Below are 17,807 nucleotides of genomic sequence, written 5' to 3'. Positions count from 1 at the left end.
TAATATACAATATATGGTATTTTGGGTATAATAAGTATAAATAAAGGTGGAAACGGTAAATGGATAATTTGAGTATAAGTAATATTTTTACCAGACGATTTACTAAAGAATTGGAAAGAGATCCAAATAAGACGGTTTTTGACTTATTTGAATATAAAAAAGTCGACGTAGAAATATTTGATTATAAAACAAATAAAAATATATTTGAAATGAAAGATTTGGAATTCCCTGAATTCTATTCTAAGAATGCGTGTAATATAATCGCTTCCAAATATTTCAGACGTGCGGGAGTAGGTTCAAAGAACGGACACGAAACGAGCATGAAGCAAGTTGCTGACAGAATGGTCGGATTTTGGGCTGATGCACTTGTCGATGAAGGTCTTATAAGAACCAAAGAACAGTATTCTATATTCTATGATGAACTTGTTTATGCCCTTATAAATCAGATGTGGGCTCCGAACTCTCCTCAGTGGTTTAATACGGGGATAAAAAGGAATTACGGTATCGCAGGCGAAAGTGACCATTTATATTACTATGATATAAAAAGCGGGACAGTCAAAGAAAGTAAAGACAGATATACGAGGACTCAGGCTTCGGCATGTTTTATCCTCTCCATAAAAGATACTCTTCTAGGAGACAACTCTATATCAGAACAGTACATAACAGAAACGAAACTGTTTAAAGGAGGTTCAGGGGTTGGGACCAACTTCTCTAATTTAAGAGCCATAAATGAGGGGCTTTCAAGCGGAGGAAAATCCTCCGGTCTTATGAGTTTCCTTAAAGGTTTCGACAGGAATGCGGGGGCTATCAAAAGCGGCGGGACAACAAGAAGAGCCGCAAAAATGGTTATTACCGATATAGATCATCCCGAAATAGAAGACTTCATCACTTGGAAAGCGAGAGAAGAAGACAAAGTAAGAGCTCTCGGAAAAATGGGCTATGATATTTCCATGGACGGAGATGCTTATGCTACGGTCAGCGGGCAGAACGGTAATAACTCTGTAAGACTAAATAAAGAATTTATGGATAAGGTCCTCCATTTAGATGAAAACCCCGATGCGGACTTTGAACTTAAAGGCAGAGTCGACGATAGGGTAAACAGAAAAGTAAAAGTCAAAGAATTATGGGATTTAATTTGTCAGTCTACTTGGAACTGTGCAGACCCTGCGGTTCAGTTTGACGATACGTTCAATGACTGGCATACTTGTCCTGCAGGCGAAGACGGTAAAGTCGGTGCAAAACACAATAGGATAAATGCGACCAATCCATGCAGTGAATATGCTTTCTTGGATAACACCGCGTGTAATCTTGCTTCCATAAATATTTACAGATTTTTCTCAAAGGAAGAAGGGAAATTTAAATTAAATGACTATATCCACTTGATTTCATTGATCCAGTTGGTTCTTGAAGCTTCAATACATTGGGGACAGTTCCCTACAAAAGAAGTAGCAAGAAAGAGTCATTTATTCAGGACCACAGGTTTGGGGCTTGCCAATATGGCATCTCTTCTAATGGTATTAGGATATCCTTACGACAGTGATGAAGGACGAAACCTATCGGCTTCACTATGTTCTATAATGACGGCTCAGTCTTATCTAGTCTCTTCTTTGATGGCTAAAGAAGTCGGTCCTTTCGATAAGTTTGATATAAATAAGGAACACTTATTAAAAGTACTTAGGAATTCCGCAAGATGTTCTCTTGCCATAGATGATAATTTTGAAGGACTTGATTATTCTCCCGTTCGTCTTGATGAAGATTTAATGACGGAAATGGGGCTTGAAGAAGTCTTGAATGCGGGAAAAATACTTTGGATAAAAGCTATAGAAGGTGCAAATCGTTACGGTGTAAGAAATGCTCAGGTAAGTGTCATCGCTCCTACGGGAACTATTTCCTTTGCTATGGACTGCGGAGCTACATCACTTGAACCATTCTATTCAAACGTTGTTTACAAATCACTTGCGGGCGGAGGTATGATGGAGCTGGTAAATCCTGTTTTGGAAGACGCTCTTATCAATTTGGGATATTCTTCGGAACAAGTAGAAAAAATAAAAGATTATTTGCTTGAAAAAGATGAAAACGGAATGTTCGTTCATTTTAATTTAGATAATGCTCCTTATTTGAGAGAAGAAGATAAAAAAATATTCGAAACTGCCAACGATATTTCTCCTAGCGGACATGTTCTAATGGTTGCTGCGGTAACGCCTATGATAAGCGGTTCCGTTTCAAAGACCGTTAATATGCCTGTTAACGCTACTGTTAAAGAAATAAGCGATATATATAAGCTTTCTTATATAACGGGGGTAAAAGCTATTTCCGTATACAGAGACGGGTCAAAAGCCTGTCAGCCTCTTAATACAGCCTTGAGTGAAGACAGCGACTCATTGGAAAACCTTACTTATGACGCACTTCTTGATTATGCGAGAAACTGTAAGAAAGGCAGTCTTCACAGAGTAAAACCCGACGGAATGAGGACGAGCAGGACTCATGCGGCGAAAATAGGGGATATCGAATTATATGTGACAATAGGATTTTATAAAAACGGAAAAATGTCCGAGCTATTCGTTTCAACGGATAAAGAAGGGACCGTAGTAAAAGGTCTTCTCGCTTCGCTTTCAAAATCCATATCAAATATGCTTCAGTATAATATCCCTGCAAAGGAAATTTCTAGGTTACTTCGAGGTCAGCAGTTTGAACCAAGCGGATTTGTATCAAGACATCCTTATATAAAGAATGCTTCGAGTATCGCGGATTTACTGAGTAAAATAATTGATATCGAACTTGGAGATTATTCCAGAGTGCAAATCAAACCAACGGATATGGAAGAAAAGCTGTACAGCGGCTCAGTTAAGAAAAATGAAGAAAAAGCAGATGAAAAAAGTGTTACTTATGATGAAATAAAGGACGATCCCGATACCGAGAGAGTATACGGAGAGGTATGCCCTTTTTGTTCTTCAACACAATTATTTACCAACGGTACATGTAAAGTGTGCAGAGAATGCGGTTCGACTACGGGATGCAGTTAAAATAAATGTAAATAAATTGTTAAACCCTTTATAAATTATTATAAAAATGGTAAAATATATGATAGTTCAAGACCCTTTAATTGATTTTAAAGGGTTTTATGTTAATCTAAGCTAGATTTGGAGGAATTATGTCTGAGACGGTAAGGAATATTACTATAAATGGCAAAGACATAACTTTGATTGGTACTGCTCATGTATCAAAGGAAAGTGCCATTCAAGTAGAAAATTTAATTAGGGAAATAAAACCCGACAATGTGTGTATAGAACTGGACGAAGGAAGATATTCTTCTCTGGAAAACAATAAATCATGGCAGGATACGGATATAGTAAATGTAATAAAGGAGAAGAAGACTACTTTACTCCTAGTAAATCTTATTTTGAGTTCTTATCAAAAGAGGATAGCGGAAAGCTTTGATATAAATTCCGGACAGGAAATGATAAATGCGATAAACGTATCTAAGGAGATAGGATGTAAACTTACTCTTGCCGACAGGGATATAAAGACTACTTTTTTAAGGATATTTAGGAAGATGTCATTATGGGAAAAGATGAAACTTCTGTCAGGACTTATTTTAAGTTTCTTTGAAGATGAGGAACTAACCGAAGAAGACCTTGAAAATATTAAAGAAGGGGATTTTATAGAAAATGCTTTGCTTGAAATCAGCGAAGATTTCCCCGATTTAAAGACTTACCTCGTTGATGAGAGAGATCAGTATCTGTCACAAAAGATAAAAAATGCCGAGGGAGAAAGAGTGGTCGCTGTCGTCGGAGCCGCACATATGAACGGGATAATAAAAAATATTGAAAAAGATATTGATTTAAGTGAAATAGATACCATACCAAAAGGCGGCAAAGCAGGAAAAATAATCGGTTTTGGCATACCGATACTAATACTTGCAATGATATTCGTAAGTTTCTTTAAAAGTATTTCAACGGGAATGTCGCAAATAGTGAGCTGGGTATTATTCAACGGTACTTTAAGTGCTCTTGGTGTAGTTCTTGCTCTTGGAAGTATCCCTTCTATTATAACGGCGTTTATTGCAGCGCCTTTTACTTCTCTTAATCCTCTTCTTGCGGCCGGCTGGTTTGCGGGGCTTGTGGAAGCTCATATAAGAAAACCTAAGGTATCCGACTTCGAAAGTTTGAGCAGTGATTTGGAGAGTTTCAGAGGCTTATGGAAAAATAGGATAACTAAGATATTATTAGTCGTAACTTTCGCAAATTTAGGGAGTATGATAGGGACTTTTGTTGCGGGAGCCGATATTTTTAAAAGTTTTCTGAGTATATTTTAATTAAGGAGTTTTATATGAATATAGCGGTAATAGGACTTGGACTTATAGGTGCGTCTTTTGCAAAAGGGATAAAACAGCATACGAATAATAAAGTATTTGGGTTTGATATAAATAACGAAACGCTGACAAAAGCAAAAAGGGACGGGACTATCGATGATATCGTCCTTATGAATAACATGAGAGAATACGATATGGTAATCGTTGCTCTTTATCCGGTAAATACTATCGAAGTCTGCAAAGACGTTGTTAAAACGATGAAAAAGGGTTCCACCTTAGTTGATTTGTGCGGGATAAAGGGAAGTATCATAGACGAAATAGAACCTGTAGCATTAAAAGCCGAAGTCGATTATATCGGGACCCATCCGATGGCGGGAAGAGAGCTTTGGGGATATGATGCGGCAGTCAATGATTTGTTCAAAGGTGCAAGTTTTATAATTACAAAGACGGAAAATACCAATATGGAAAAAGTGAAAATTCTTGAAAGTCTGGCGGAGGAGATGTTGTTTAAAGAAAGCGTAGTTACAACGCCGAAGGAACATGATAAGATAATCGCTTTTACTTCTCAGCTTGCTCATGTTGTAAGCAACGCTTATGTAAAAAGCCCTTCTTTACTTGAAGAAAAAGGCTTTTCAGCGGGTAGCTTCCTGGATCTGACCAGGGTAGCAAAGCTTAATGAATATATGTGGAGCGAACTCTTTATAATGAATAAAGAACCTTTATTATTTGAAGTGGATAATATAATAAAGGAACTTGAAAAATACAAGGCTGCTCTCGAAAATGACGATATCCAATACATGGAAGAGTTACTTAAGGAAGGTCGTATTTTAAAGGAAAAAAGTAATTTAGCTCATTCTAAAAAATGTTGACTATGTTTACTTTTTCTCTTTCATAAACATTATTTACATTGTATTTAAGAGTATTCAAAGAAGCTATAAGGTCACTTTCAGCTTCTTTTTTTAAATATGCTTCGCTTTGTCTCATAGAAATATCTACGTTGTCTATTTCCTGGTGATTGATTATTATATACCAAATTTTTTTACTTTTTTCCGATTTGCTCTTTAACTGTTGAAATTCTTTTTCTGCTTTTTTAAAGTCTTTTTTATCCGCGTGTGATATGATTTTATCGATACTTGAATCTATATCGCTGACGCTTGTCCTGATAAAATCATAACAAAAAATATTAAGTCCGAGTAAGACCGCAAGCAGTAATGCCGCAAAACTGAATGATCTCATTATTTTAATTTATCCTTTCTTATAATATAAAGTACGTTATCATAAACATAAGCCCAAAAAACATCCTTGTCCTCTTTTATATCTCGTTTTTTAAGTTCTTCCGTAAGTCTTTCATCTGTATAACCTACAAGTTTAAAACTTTCGTACATCCTCTTTCCGTATTTTATAAGACTTACCGGGATACCGTTGTCCATTTTCTTTATAAAACTCGACTGTCCGTTTGATTCCAATATCAAATATGAAACCTCATTTAAATCTACGATATCATTATTTCTAAGCTGTTCGCATAAGTCGTCAATACCGATAAGCATTTTTGACATTTGCTTTTGCATTATATCTCCGTCGTAAATCAAATACTCAGGCTTACCGCAGATGAATGCTCTAAGCTTTTCGTTTTTATAAGTTATAAAAGAAATCAAAGTCTGAAGGAACACGAGTACCACGAGGGGGATTATACCGTTTAAAAGCGGTACATTTACATCTCCTATGGGCTGAGTTACTATATCCGCTATCATTATCGTTATTACTAGTTCAAAGGGCTGAAATTCACTTATTTGTCTTTTTCCCAGAAATCTAATGGCGAAAAGGACCGAGAAGTAAATCACACTTGCTCTGATAAAACAAATTAACATAATTAAAACCTTTCTTTTTTTTTAGTTTTAGTATATGATATAAATGAATTTTTATAACATGGAGAGTATAAATATGAGCGGTTTTTTAGAAAGTTTATCAAAAATAATTAATATAATAAATCCCGTTTTATTATTTGTCGTTTTTATTTCTATTATTTCTTTTTTAAGTTATTTAAGAGTAAAAATTGACGGATTTTTCGGCGATATAAAAGATATTTCAAAAAATCTGGAAAGAATGGCGGATAATGACAAGAATAATACGGAGGGATTTTACAGATAAATGAATGAAAAATAATATGTCGATTTATGGTCAGAAAAGCCTGTTTTAAAGGGGATTTAACCCTATAAAAATGGACTTGATGATGTATTTATGATATACTATATGATGATATTATAAAAACAACAAATACTATATCTTGTGATTATTTACATCAAATTGACCTGTTTTTGATATAGAATTGTCCATTTGAATATAAGTATTAAAAAAATGTAAAAATATGCTATAATATAGTGAAATTGGAGGAAAGATGTCAAAAGATAAAAAAAGTGAAGGCAGGAGCTGGGCAATAAAGATAACCTTTTTGACCTTCGGCTTATCAATGGCCTTTAATGTTATAAGCGAAACACTTGTGGGGAATGCAGGTTTGGTGGGTGCTTTATTCGTTTTAGTAGCCATTATTGCTATAGGTATCATATGCGATATGGTCGGTACAGCCGTTACAACAGAGGGGGTGGCACCTTTCAATGCAATGGCGGCAAACAAAGTAAAGGGAGCAAGAAAAGCAGTGGATTTGGTTTCCAAGGCTTCTCAGGTTTCAAATATCTGTAACGATGTTATCGGTGATATCTGCGGTATCATCAGTGGTGCTACGGTTGCAATCATAATAGTAAAAATAGCTGCAATTTATAATTTAACGGAGACTTTTGTCATAAGCATAATCTTAAACGGTGTCGTTGCGGCGCTTACCGTAGGGGGGAAAGCTCTCGGTAAACATATCGCAATGGCGAATTCCACGGAAATAGTAAGAAAGGCTGCTGTCTTTGTAGAACTGTTTTCATTCAAAAGGAGAAGCGAAAAATGAAAAGCAAAGAAAGATTAGACGTTCTCTTGTTTGAAAGCGGTATGGCTGAAAGCAGAGAGAAAGCTAAGAGGCTAATAATGGCAGGTGTGGTTTTCGTAAATGACCAAAGAGTAGATAAAGCGGGGACTAAAGTTGACATATATTCCAATATAATAATAAAAGGAAACGATAACCCCTTTGTAAGCAGAGGAGGTTTTAAGCTTGATAAGGCACTTAAAGTATTTGGTGCCGACGTAACTGATAAAATTTGTATGGATGTGGGAGCTTCCAGCGGAGGATTTACCGACTGTCTGCTTCAAAACGGAGCAAAGAAAGTTTATAGCATTGATGTCGGTTATGGACAGTTTGCCTATAAACTGAGACAGGATGAGAGAGTAGTCTGCTTGGAGAAGACGAATTTCAGAAATATGGAATTTGAAAAAGTGGGAGAAATGGTAGATGTAGCCGTAATGGACGTATCATTTATCTCTATTTTAAAACTTGCGGACAACTTATTAAATTTCCTAAAAGATGATGGATTTTATATCTGTCTGATAAAACCGCAGTTTGAAGCGGGAAAAGATTTGGTAGGAAACGGTATTATAAAAGATAAAAATATCCATAAAAAAGTAGTTAAAGATGTGATATACGGACTTAAAGATAAAGGATTATATGTAGAAAAATTGGATTATTCTCCGATAAAAGGTCCCAAAGGGAACAGAGAATTTATCGCATATGTAACCAAGAATAAAGATAATATAATAGATATAGAAACGACTGTAGAAAAATGTGTTGAAGATGCACATAAGGAGCTTAAGTGATAATGAAAGAAAGATATGTTGGAATAATAACTAATAATAAAAAAGACAGATATTTGACCTTCACAAAGCAAATAGTACATTACCTATATGAAAAAGGTATACATATATACTTGGAAGAACCTTTGAATGACCCTGATAAAGATAATTTCTCTATAATAAATGAAGAAAATATCAAAAACGTTGAATTTTTAATTATTATCGGAGGAGACGGAACTATTTTAAAGGCTCTTTCTCAGGTGGGGAAATACGAAAAACCTATACTTGGGATAAACTTCGGTACCGTTGGGTTTCTTGCCAATGTAGAAAAAAATCAATGGAAAGAATATATAGATAAGGCTATAGACGGAAATTATACCCTTGATGACAGGATGCTTCTAGATGTATACGATAAAAATGGTATGAAACTCGGTTTTGCACTAAATGATACCGTACTGTTCAGAAAAAATCATTACGGGGTTGCGGAATACAAAGTATTTATAAATGACGAAGTATTTGCGGATTATCTTGCGGACGGAGTTATAATTGCAGGACCTACAGGCTCTACAGCCTATAATCTATCCAGCGGAGGACCGGTCGTAAATCCAAACTGTGATTTATTTATTATAAATCCTATTTGTCCTCATACGTTGAACAACACAAGTATTATAGTGAATTCCAAAGATGTTGTTAAAATAAAATTTAATCCGAAGATAACCAGTGTGTTCATAGATAGCTTCGAACCTGAAATATCGGATAATGAAATAATCGTTAAGAAGAGCGATATGAAAGCACATTTTATAAGATTTGACGATTATAACTTTTATTCTTTACTTGTAAATAAAATTAAAAATCCTATAGCGGAAGGAGATTTGGATAATGAAGATTGACAGACATTCTAAGATTTTAGAAATTTTAAATAAATACGAAGTTGAAACTCAGGAAGATTTGACTGAGCACTTGAGAGAAGCCGGCATAAACGTGACTCAAGCAACAGTTTCAAGGGACATCAGACAGATGAAACTTGTCAAAGTAATGACTAAGAGCGGAAAATATAAGTATGCTGCTTATTCAAATCAGAGTTCCGAACTTGATGACAGGATAGTAAATGTATTCCGTGAAGCGGTCTTGACTATAGATTACGCGGCTAATTTCGTATGTTTGCATACCATAACAGGAATGGCTCAGGCTGCGGGAGTTGCTATAGACGCACTTAAATTGAATGAGGTAATAGGGACCGTTGCAGGGGATGATACACTATTTATTTTAGTCAGAACGGAAGATAACGCAAAGGCACTTGTTAAAAAGTTTGAATCATTATTAAAGAAAGGATAGAAATATGCTTTTATCACTTAATATAAATAACTATGCGATCATAGATAAATTAAGTATTGATTTTGACGAAGGACTCAATATCATAACCGGAGAAACCGGTGCCGGTAAATCAATTATCATAGGAGCCCTTTCACTTGTTCTCGGAGAACATGCAAGACTTGAAAATATTAGGACGGGACAGGATAAAGCTAATATCCAAGCCCTTTTTACCGTTGATGATAACAGTTTGGAGCTTAAAAATATTTTGGACGACCTTTCTATCGACTACAGCGACGGTACACTTATTTTAAATAGAGAGATATCATCAAAGGGAAGGAATATATGCAGAGTCAATAACTCCCTTGTAAATGTTTCTACCCTCAAAGAAATAGGTACACATCTAATCGATATCCACGGTCAGCATGAACATCAAAAACTACTAAATCAGCATACTCATTTATCTTTTCTTGATGCTTACGGAAATAATTTAATAAACGATGATCTTGAAAATGTCGAAAGGTCTTATTTTGAATATAAAAAGGCAGAAAAAGAGTTTAAAAATATAAAAAGTAAAGCAAAAGAAAATGAAGATAATTTGGATTTGCTTACAAGACAGTTTAAAGAAATTGACGAAGTAGAGTTGGAAATCGGAGAAGAAGAAGCTTTGTCAAAAAGAGAAAAGCTTCTTCTAAATTCTCAAAATATCTACAATTATATAGACGGTGCTTATTCTCTTCTTTATAAAGGGGAAAATAATGTTTCAATCAATCTTGCCGAAGCCGAGAAGATGTTTTCGGAAGTCGAAAGGTTTGATGACAGCGTGAAAGAAAGCATAGAAATGCTCTCAGAAGGGAAAACTTTGATAGATGAAGTCATATTCTTCTTGAGGGACTACAGGGATTCTATAACCTTTAATCCGTCAGAACTCAATGACATAGAAAGTAAACTCAATAAAATCAATAATTTAAAGAAAAAATATGGTTCTACCATTGAAGAAATCTTGGAGTATAAGGAAAATATAAGCGAAGAATTGGAGCTTATAAATAATTATGATGAAAAGATTACATTATTAGAAAAAGATTTAAAAGAAAAAAGGGAGACTTATCTCGATAATTCTTATATTTTAAGGGATAAGAGAAAAAAAATCGCAAAAGATTTTTGTGAAAAAATCAGTAAAAACCTCGAACTTCTGTCGATGAAAGGGACTGTCTTTACAGCTCAGTTTAAAGATTTGACGGAAAATGAGAGTTTTAATAAAAAAGGCATTGACGATATTACATTTTTAATATCAACAAACAAAGGGGAGAGCTTGAAACCTCTCAGTAAAATCGCATCGGGAGGTGAAATATCGAGAATAATGCTTTCTTTCAAGAGGATATTATCAGAAAGTGATAATATCGACTCATTGATATTTGATGAAATAGACACAGGGATAAGCGGACAGACCGCACTTGTAGTAGCGAAGCAGATGTGGGAGCTTTCCAAAAATCATCAAATCATGGCAATAACACATCTTCCGCAGATAGCTGCAATGGGAGATACCAATTATTTCATAAAAAAAGAAATAAAAGGGGAAAAAACATATACTTCATTTGAGAGATTGAATGAAGAAGAGAAAGTAAATGAGTTGGTTAGGATAATAAGCGGAGAAAGTATCAGTGATAATGCGTTCATGTATGCAAAGGACATGCTTGATAATGCAAAAAAATCAAAAAAACAGTAATCACTTTTAAAGTTTGTTTATATTTTTCCTTTCATTGGGGAAAATAGAGAAAAAACAAACGAGGTATAAAAAGTGAATGCAGTAAAAAAGAAAAGAATTCTTTTTGGATTTTTATCATTAATATTAATAATATCAGCTTATATTCTTTATCTTAATTTTTCGACAAAGGAAATAACTGTTTTATCCAGCCAAACAACGAGCGTCTCTTTAAATTTACCTAAAAACTGCAGTATTCAAAATGAAAACGAAGATTTAAAGGTAAACGGTAAGAGTGAAAAAAACTATAATGTAGATAATGACAAAATAGATGTTTATTCTTCCTCCACAGGAAAATATAAATTAAAGGCGAAGCTGTTTGGGATAGTTCCAATAAATAATTATAATATAAACGTATACCCCAATGTAAAACTTCATCCGTCGGGGAATTTGGTCGGTGTCAGCATGAATACAAAAGGCGCTATAGCCGTTCAGTTCCAGTCTATTATAGATGTAAACGACAACGAAGTTTGTCCCGCAAAAGATGCGGGGATAAAAATGGGAGATATCATTGTAAAAATAAACGATAAAAAAGTTTATAACGCAAAAGAGGTTATAAGCGAGCTGAATAAACTAAATCATAAAGATTTATCTATGGTCATAAAGAGAGAGAATACCGAAGAGACCATTAAAATCACACCTGTAAAGGCTAAGAAAGACAATAAGTATAAAATCGGTCTGTGGGTACGTGACAGCGTTGCGGGGATAGGGACTCTTACTTGCTATAATGAAGATAAATCAAGATTTGTTGCTTTGGGACACAGTATCAATGATGTTGATACCGGGATAATCATGCCGGTCAAAAACGGAAACGTGATTGAAAGTGAGCTTATCAGTATCGTCAAAGGGAAAAGAAATGCTCCCGGCGAACTCAGAGGTGTACTTAAAGCAGATAAAAAAGATATTATCGGGTCTATTCATTTAAACAATGATTACGGACTTTACGGAGATGTTACAAAAAAAGTTACTACAAGTAACGCTTTGGACATAGCCCTGCAGGATAAAATAAAAGAAGGAAAAGCTCAGATATTGACTACCATTGATAGCAGCGGACCTAGATTATTTGATATAAAAATTAAAAAAACTTACAAACAAACCAAAAAAAATACCAAAAGCATGCTTATAGAAGTAACCGATAAGGAACTTTTAAGTAAGACCGGAGGTATCGTTCAAGGAATGAGCGGAAGCCCTATAATCCAGGACGGTAAGCTTGTCGGCGCGGTTACACATGTTTTCATTTCCGATCCCACAAAAGGTTATGGAATATATATAGAATGGCTTTTAGAAGATTTATTAGCTAAACAAAATTAGACAAACTTTGCATATAAATTGTAGTAATCTTTAAAAGAAATTAAAATTAAACAAAATAATATTTATTCAGGAGGAGAAATATGGTATACAAAGTTGCAATAGCAGATGATAATGAAAAATTTGCCTTGGCTGTTAAAAACCATTTTGAAGAAAAAGAAAATTACAACGTTGTGGGCGTAGTAGGTAACGGAAAGGATCTTATAGATGTGGTTGAAAAAGAAAGACCCGACATCTTACTGGTAGATACTATCATGCCTATGCTTGACGGTATTGGAGTTTTAGAAAAATTAAACAAGAAAAATATGAAGGATTATTCACCTCATGTTGTTATGATGTCTGCAGTGGGAGGAGAATCTTTTACCAGACAAACAGTAAATTTAGGAGCGGATTATTATTTCTTAAAACCGTTTGACTTAGGGGAACTATCCAGAGAAATCGATGCATATTTTTCTCCTGATGTTTTAGATACACCTAAAAAAGGACAGCAGAAAAAAGATAAAAATTATCAGGTAGCCGTGACTTCTATCTTACATGAAGTCGGAGTACCTGCACATATCAAAGGTTATATATATTTAAGAGAAGCTATCAAACTTGTTATCGACGATGTTGAATTGCTCGGAGGTATCACAAAAACTCTTTATCCAATGATTGCAGAAAAGTATAACACAACTCCAAGCAGAGTTGAAAGAGCAATCAGACATGCAATCGAAGTTGCATGGAACAGAGGTAAAGTAGAAACAATAGATAAGATATTTGGATATACTATCGACCAAAACAAAGGAAAACCTACAAATTCGGAATTTATAGCTATGGTTGCTGATAAAATGAGACTGGATATCGGACAATACGCTTAAGTATGAATATTAAATCAAATAATTTAGAGTGATAATGATGTTTATCACTCTTTTTTATTGATTTAAATACGTTTTTATATTAGAATAGAGTTAACAGTAGGGGGTAAAGAAATGGACAAAGTATACCAATACAGTAAATTATATACATATTTCAAAGAAAAAATTGAAAACGGATATTATAAACCGGGAGATTTGATACCCCCGGAACCTGAGATAGAAAAGATGTTCAACGTCAGCAGGACTACGGTAAGAAAGGCAGTTGACCTACTTTCACGCGAAGGGTTTTTAAAGGCTCAGCAGGGAAAAGGTACCGTTGTAACGGACAATAAAACAATGCAGAGTTTAAATCACGTTACATCCGTATCGGAAACATTGAGACACAAAGGTTATGATGTTAAGCCTAAAAATATTTTTATAGATACTGTTGCGGCAGATGACTTTATAAGTGACAGGCTTGGGATAGAAAACGGTACGACTATTATAAGGATACAAAGGATACAGCTTGCGAACGGAGTGCCTATAGCTATAGTAAAGAATTACCTAAGAAAAGAAGATGTTCCCGACATCATGAAGAGACAGGATGAAATATATTCTCTTTACGCTTTTTTGGAAAGGGAATATGGAATAAACTTCGATTCCGCGACCGAACTTATATCGGCAAAAAACGCTACTTTCGAGGAAAGTCAAATGCTCAATGTTCCCGTGGGCAATGCACTGATAGAACTTAAGAGGACTTGCTATATGGGCGATAACCCTATATGTATAGATCACTCTAAGATAGTCGGAAGTAAATATGAACTTGAAATAGAAATGGTAGGAAGAGAAAAATAAAGAGGTAAATCAAATGAGAGAATATAAAGACCTTGAAAATTTAAGCAGGATGATCGATATAAGTGCGGTCAGGACCGATGTAACTATAAACGAAATCGATAATTTGGTTGAAATGGCTAAAAAGTATGATTTCATAGCGGCATTCGTTATGCCGATATTTGAAGAGTATCTTGCAGAGAAATTAAAAGAAGTGCCTAATACAAAGCTGGGTATTGCAGTTGGTTTCCCTTCCGGTGCAGAACCTACAAAGATGAAGATAATAGGTGTCGAAGACGGACATAAGCTAGGTGCTGACGAATTTGATATGGTAATAAATGTGGGAGCTTTAAAATCGGGAATGTACGATGTCGTTTCCGACGATATAAAAGCGGTGGTTGACGCAGCTGACGGTAAGCCTGTAAAATCAATACTGGAAATCGCATATTTAACGGACGACGAAATAAAAAGAGCCAGCGAAATTGCCGTTAAAAGCGGGGTCACATTCGTTAAAACCGGTACCGGCTGGGCAGATAAACCTACAACGGTGGAAACTATCAAACTTATAAAATCCGTAGTGGGTAACGATGCAAAGATAAAAGCTGCGGGCGGAGTAAGAAGCCTTGATACTCTTTATGACATGATAGATGCAGGCTGTTCTAGATTTGGAATAGGTCTTACTTCTGCGGTAAAAATCATGGAAGACGCATATAAAATACTTGGTAAATAAATTTAAGCGGGGTATATCCTCGCTTTTTTATATTAAGTAGGTTAAAGAAAAATATAAGTATGAAAAACATAATAGTAAAAAACGAGAGACTTGATATAGTCCCTCTTGAAATCGATGAACTTAAAATCATGTATAGAAATGAAAAAATAATGTAATGAAATTAGGCATATAAAGAAATGATAACCAATATGGAAAAACTTAATGGTTTTGAAGAGTGGGGTACTAACTGGGAAATCAAATTAAAATCGAGTGTGACCATAGGAGGTCTTTGTTTTAAGTGTAAACCCGATAATGAAGATAGTGTAGAAATCGGATATGGAATTGATCAAAATCACCAAAATCATGGTTATGCTACAGAAGCTGTAAAAGGGGTTACCGAGTGGGCATTAAAACAAAATGGTGTTAAATGTGTTTGTGCTCAAACTGATGAAGAAAATATAATCTCTCAAAAAGTACTTATAAAAAGTGGATTTACACATGACGGATATGGAGATGAGGGAATGTTGTTTAAGAAAACATTATAAAATAAAAGTAAAAAAGCACAATTAACTGTGCTTTTTTAAATACTGAATTCCTGATTTTCTTCTTCTATTATATGGATATGAACATCTTTGAATTTTTCTATTACTTGCTCTAAATCCTTTATATATCTGTAGTTTCCGCCAAAGTGCATTGGAAATACTTCTTTAACTACGATATTTTCAAGGAAGAAGTTTATGGCAAGAATTGAATTTTCGCCCAGCCTTCTGTCTACCGGGACGAAAGCAAGGTCAAGCTTCTTACCGTCAAGGACATTTTTTAATTTGAGAATTTCTTTTTCGTAATCCACAGCTTCTTTTTCCTGTGTTTCTTTATCGTCGTTTTCCCAGTGCCACCAATTCAAATCACCGCTGTGGAAGATAAGTTTTCCGTCAGCTTCTATCAAATAGCTTACTCCGAGGTCGGTCGAGCCAAAGGTTTCGATTTTTATGTCACCTACTCTCAATTTTTCATATGGCTTTACAAAATAAATTTTATTTTTACGGTCGTGTTCTTTTACTTTTATATCATCGCTAAGTATCACTGTTTCCTTTTCCAAAATAAATTTATTGTAATGGTCCATATGAGAATGGGTCGCAAAATATAATTCTTTCTTGTTGTTTTTATTTTCTACTTCTGTTTTATGCATGCTGTCTATTACTAAAATATACTTATGGGTTTCAATTATAAATCCGCTGTTATATAGATATTTTACTTTCATTTTTTTGCCTCCTTATAACTAAATTATATCAAACAATGCTTTTAATATAAAGCTAAATATGGTAATATATAATTTAGTTTAAAATAAAAAAATACATAACTCGGAGGAGAATATGAAAGCAATTATTACTGTAATAGGAAAAGATAAAACAGGTATCATTTATAATGTTTCAAAAGTGCTAAGCGAACTTAAAGTAAACATTGAAGATATCTCTCAAACCGTTATGCAGGATTATTTTACAATGCTGATGCTCGTTACTATAGATGAAGAAAAAACTGCATTTAAATCTTTAAAGGAAGAACTAGATAAGACTGCAGAAGAAGTTGGGTTATCGATAAGACTTCAAAAAGAAGAATTATTTGATACTATGCATAAGATTTAAGGAGTGAGTTATGATATACAAAGACGTACTTGATACTATTAAAATGCTGGAAGTCGAAAATTTGGATATAAGAACTACTACTCTCGGTATTTCTTTGCTTGACTGCTTCGATTCCGATTATAAAAAAGCTACTAAGAAAATATATGATAAGATTACCACATTAGCCAAAGACTTGGTTAAAACAGCCGATACCGTTGCGGACGAATATGGGATACCTATCGTAAATAAAAGGATTTCCGTAACTCCGATAGCTCTTGCCTGTGCTAATAATGTAGATGAATGGATAGAATATGCAAAGGCACTTGATAATGCGGCAAAAGAAGTTGGCGTGGATATCATCGGAGGATATTCCGCTCTTGTACAAAAGGGCTGTACAAAAAGCGACGAAAGCTTTCTTGAGTCTATCCCTTATGCTCTTACGGAAACTACGAATATGTGTTCAAGTGTAAACCTCGGAAGCACAAAATCCGGTATCAATTTCAATGCAGTAAAGAAAATGGGACCGCTTATCAAAAAGGCTGCGTATTTAAGCAGAGATGATAATTCATTCGGTTGTGCAAAATTTGTAGTGTTTGCAAATGCCGTTGAAGATAATCCGTTTATGGCAGGCGCTTTCCATGGTGTGGGAGAAGCGGAAAAAGTCATAAACGTTGGTGTAAGCGGACCGGGCGTTGTTAAGACTGCTCTTGAAGGCATGAAAGGTGCTACCGTAGACGAAATAGCCGAAACTATAAAGAGGACTGCTTTTAAAATAACTAGAGCCGGTTCTTTGATAGGTCATGAAGTCAGCAAGCGTCTGGATGTTCCTTTCGGGATACTTGATTTATCTTTAGCACCTACTCCTGCTATAGGAGACAGTGTTGCTGAGATACTTGAAGTAATGGGGCTTGAAAGATGCGGTGCTCATGGAAGTACTGCTGCTCTTGCAATGCTTACCGATGCAGTGAAAAAAGGCGGTATCATGGCTTCAAGTCATGTGGGAGGTCTATCGGGAGCTTTCATTCCCGTAAGTGAAGACAATAGGATGATAGCCGCAGTGGAAGACGGATGTCTTAAATTCGATAAACTGGAAGCTATGACAAGCGTATGTTCGGTAGGTCTTGATATGATAGCTATCCCTTGGGATACTCCGGAAGATACAATTTCCGCTATGATTGCCGATGAAGCGGCAATAGGCGTAATAAATAATAAAACCACAGCCGTAAGGGTCGTACCCGTTTACGGTAAAAAAGTCGGCGATAAAGTAGATTGGGGCGGACTTTTCGGTTCTGCACCTATAATGGAAGTAAACAGCTTCAGCAGCGGTGACTTCATACAAAGGGGCGGAAGGATACCTGCTCCCGTGCATTCATTTAAAAACTAATAAGGATAA

19 protein-coding genes are annotated in these 17,807 nt (G+C 35.2%); 16 read left to right on the top strand and 3 right to left on the bottom strand.

The genetic code is table 11. The annotated features are described in order from the left end of the window. The first annotated feature begins 59 nt into the window (after positions 1-59). From Q0516_RS02785 to Q0516_RS02775, 3 genes are all read left to right on the top strand, one after another. Positions 60-3,023 (top strand): vitamin B12-dependent ribonucleotide reductase, encoded by a 2,964-nt coding sequence (locus Q0516_RS02785; RefSeq protein ID WP_294468105.1) that lies wholly within the window; start codon positions 60-62, stop codon positions 3,021-3,023. A 128-nt stretch (positions 3,024-3,151) separates the two neighbouring features. Next, positions 3,152-4,315 (top strand): TraB/GumN family protein, encoded by a 1,164-nt coding sequence (locus Q0516_RS02780; RefSeq protein WP_257480249.1) that lies wholly within the window; start codon positions 3,152-3,154, stop codon positions 4,313-4,315. A gap of 14 nt (positions 4,316-4,329) precedes the next feature. After that, a complete protein-coding gene (locus tag Q0516_RS02775; RefSeq protein WP_294468102.1) occupies positions 4,330-5,181 on the top strand; it encodes a prephenate dehydrogenase/arogenate dehydrogenase family protein in 852 nt (283 codons plus the stop codon). On the opposite strand, the gene Q0516_RS02770 is transcribed toward Q0516_RS02775, so the two are convergent. Further along, on the bottom strand, positions 5,168-5,548 hold the full coding sequence (locus tag Q0516_RS02770) for a DUF4363 family protein (RefSeq protein ID WP_294468099.1): 381 nt from the start codon (positions 5,546-5,548) through the stop codon (positions 5,168-5,170). The two genes, Q0516_RS02775 and Q0516_RS02770, sit on opposite strands and share 14 nt — an antisense overlap. After that, positions 5,548-6,180, bottom strand: a complete 633-nt coding sequence (locus Q0516_RS02765) for a DUF421 domain-containing protein (RefSeq protein ID WP_257480252.1) — start codon at positions 6,178-6,180, stop codon at positions 5,548-5,550. The genes Q0516_RS02770 and Q0516_RS02765 overlap by 1 nt, the downstream gene beginning before the upstream one ends. Positions 6,181-6,253: 73 nt before the next feature. On the opposite strand from Q0516_RS02765, the gene Q0516_RS02760 reads away from it, so the two are divergent. From Q0516_RS02760 to Q0516_RS02710, 11 genes are all read left to right on the top strand, one after another. After that, on the top strand, positions 6,254-6,460 hold the full coding sequence (locus tag Q0516_RS02760) for a hypothetical protein (protein ID WP_257480253.1): 207 nt from the start codon (positions 6,254-6,256) through the stop codon (positions 6,458-6,460). Between the two features lie 247 nt (positions 6,461-6,707). Continuing rightward, a complete protein-coding gene (locus Q0516_RS02755; protein ID WP_294468095.1) occupies positions 6,708-7,262 on the top strand; it encodes a hypothetical protein in 555 nt (184 codons plus the stop codon). After that, positions 7,259-8,062 (top strand): TlyA family RNA methyltransferase, encoded by an 804-nt coding sequence (locus Q0516_RS02750; RefSeq protein WP_294468092.1) that lies wholly within the window; start codon positions 7,259-7,261, stop codon positions 8,060-8,062. The genes Q0516_RS02755 and Q0516_RS02750 overlap by 4 nt, the downstream gene beginning before the upstream one ends. 2 nt (positions 8,063-8,064) lie before the next feature. Beyond that, entirely contained in the window at positions 8,065-8,928 is an 864-nt protein-coding gene (locus Q0516_RS02745) for an NAD(+)/NADH kinase (protein WP_294468088.1), read from the top strand. Beyond that, the gene (locus Q0516_RS02740) at positions 8,918-9,373 is read left to right on the top strand and encodes an arginine repressor (protein ID WP_257480257.1); all 456 of its coding nucleotides are present in this window, start codon (positions 8,918-8,920) and stop codon (positions 9,371-9,373) included. Before Q0516_RS02745 ends, Q0516_RS02740 begins: the two co-directional genes overlap by 11 nt. A 4-nt stretch (positions 9,374-9,377) precedes the next feature. Next, positions 9,378-11,075, top strand: coding sequence for a DNA repair protein RecN (recN, locus tag Q0516_RS02735; protein ID WP_294468086.1), 1,698 nt, complete (start codon positions 9,378-9,380; stop codon positions 11,073-11,075). Positions 11,076-11,147: 72 nt separating this feature from the next. After that, positions 11,148-12,422 carry a SpoIVB peptidase gene (gene spoIVB / locus Q0516_RS02730; protein WP_257480259.1) on the top strand — a complete coding sequence of 425 codons (1,275 nt, stop codon included), beginning with the start codon at positions 11,148-11,150 and terminating at the stop codon, positions 12,420-12,422. Positions 12,423-12,502: 80 nt separating this feature from the next. Beyond that, positions 12,503-13,276, top strand: a complete 774-nt coding sequence (gene spo0A, locus Q0516_RS02725; RefSeq protein ID WP_007049274.1) for a sporulation transcription factor Spo0A — start codon at positions 12,503-12,505, stop codon at positions 13,274-13,276. A 111-nt stretch (positions 13,277-13,387) separates the two neighbouring features. Further along, positions 13,388-14,107 (top strand): GntR family transcriptional regulator, encoded by a 720-nt coding sequence (locus Q0516_RS02720; RefSeq protein WP_257480260.1) that lies wholly within the window; start codon positions 13,388-13,390, stop codon positions 14,105-14,107. 13 nt (positions 14,108-14,120) lie between these two features. After that, positions 14,121-14,813 carry a deoxyribose-phosphate aldolase gene (gene deoC / locus Q0516_RS02715; protein ID WP_294468081.1) on the top strand — a complete coding sequence of 231 codons (693 nt, stop codon included), beginning with the start codon at positions 14,121-14,123 and terminating at the stop codon, positions 14,811-14,813. Between the two features lie 188 nt (positions 14,814-15,001). After that, positions 15,002-15,337, top strand: coding sequence for a GNAT family N-acetyltransferase (locus Q0516_RS02710; protein WP_294468078.1), 336 nt, complete (start codon positions 15,002-15,004; stop codon positions 15,335-15,337). Between the two features lie 35 nt (positions 15,338-15,372). On the opposite strand, the gene Q0516_RS02705 is transcribed toward Q0516_RS02710, so the two are convergent. Then, positions 15,373-16,053 carry an MBL fold metallo-hydrolase gene (locus Q0516_RS02705; RefSeq protein WP_294468075.1) on the bottom strand — a complete coding sequence of 227 codons (681 nt, stop codon included), beginning with the start codon at positions 16,051-16,053 and terminating at the stop codon, positions 15,373-15,375. 112 nt (positions 16,054-16,165) lie between these two features. On the opposite strand from Q0516_RS02705, the gene Q0516_RS02700 reads away from it, so the two are divergent. Together Q0516_RS02700 and Q0516_RS02695 are read left to right on the top strand one after the other, a co-directional pair. After that, positions 16,166-16,435, top strand: coding sequence for an ACT domain-containing protein (locus tag Q0516_RS02700; protein ID WP_257480264.1), 270 nt, complete (start codon positions 16,166-16,168; stop codon positions 16,433-16,435). 10 nt (positions 16,436-16,445) lie between these two features. Continuing rightward, entirely contained in the window at positions 16,446-17,798 is a 1,353-nt protein-coding gene (locus Q0516_RS02695) for a PFL family protein (protein WP_257480265.1), read from the top strand. Positions 17,799-17,807 lie beyond the last annotated feature (9 nt).

Source organism: uncultured Anaerofustis sp., from assembly GCF_938029165.1.
GTDB lineage: Bacteria > Bacillota > Clostridia > Eubacteriales > Anaerofustaceae > Anaerofustis.
The sequence above is the reverse complement of the archived record's forward strand: the minus strand, read 5'-3'. Positions and strand labels throughout refer to the sequence as shown.